This window comes from Citrobacter sp. R4 (assembly GCF_026719175.1).
In the GTDB taxonomy this organism is placed as follows: domain Bacteria; phylum Pseudomonadota; class Gammaproteobacteria; order Enterobacterales; family Enterobacteriaceae; genus Citrobacter_A; species Citrobacter_A sedlakii.
Window position 1 is genome coordinate 1 of record NZ_JAPPSU010000047.1, and the last position, 1,149, is coordinate 1,149.

Genomic DNA, 1,149 nt, shown 5'->3' on the forward strand with positions numbered 1-1,149 from the left:
TCCGTCAGCCAGCCGCGTTCGTTGTACTGCCACTGTTCTGCCGGTTCGTCATTCACGGTGCGGTGCGTCAGACGGTCCGCTTCATCGTAATGCCACAGGGTGACCAGGCTTTCATCCTCGCTGCGGACAAGCTGTCCGGTGGCGCTGTAGTGGTAACGCTGCGTCCGCCCGTCAAAGCCCGTTTCCTGTACCAGCCTGTCCAGCAGGTCGTAAGTAAAAGTGGCGCCGGCCCCGTTCTCACTGACAAGCCGGATGACGCGACCGGCGGCGTCGTATTCCATCTGCCGCGTCAGGCCGCCTCCGGTGGTGCTCACCGGGTGGCCTGCGGCGTCGTACGCTGTGGTCTGCCGGCTGCCGTCCGGGTGAACCACGGCAGTCAGGTCGCCCGCAATATTGTATTCATAGCGGGTTTCGCGGCCTGCGGCATCCTTCAGGCTGACAAGTCTGCCCCGTTCATCGTAAGCGCGGTACTGGCTGAGACCTTCCTCCCGGTGAATGGCGGTGACCTGCCCGGAGCGGTTGTATTCATAGCGGGTCCGGTAGCCGGAGCAGTCGGTCAGGGTCAGCAACTGCCTGTGGCGGCTCCACGTCATCTGTCTGCGGCTGCCGGTGGCGTCTTCAGTGGCAGAAGGCAGTTCACTGTGCGGGTCATCATAATAATAACGGGTCACATCGCCGCTGCGGGATTTCTCCTCTGTCAGACGCCCCCGGTTATCAAACGCCTGCCGGCTGCGCAGGCCGTCAGTGCCGGTGGTGGAGATGAGCTGGCGCTGGTCGTTATAACTGAAGCGTACACTCCTTCCATCAGGCGTGACAATTTCCGTCACATTCCCGGAACCGACATTCAGCCGGTATTCGGTTTTACGCCCGGCCGCATCCGTCATCGCCACCATGCGGCCCGCGTTATCAAATTCCCGCGTCATCGTGCTGCCGTCAGCTTTTTCTTCCCGCATGACCCGTTTCAGTCCGCCTTCGCCTTTGGTGTGCAGCACCTCACGGCGGTTCAGGCTGTCTGTGATGATGACGGCATTTTTTTCATAGCCGTAGCGATAGCTCAGGCCCGCCGGGTTATGCTGTTCCGTCACCTTCCCGCTGGCGTCATAGACGTAGGTGGTCTGCGGGCGGCCGGCATAACGGTGTGCGGTCATC

General features: G+C 61.5%; 1 pseudogene. It reads right to left on the reverse strand.

The features are described 5' to 3' along the window. Positions 1-1,149, reverse strand: a pseudogene (locus tag OOJ60_RS24475) (RHS repeat protein); the annotation flags it as partial.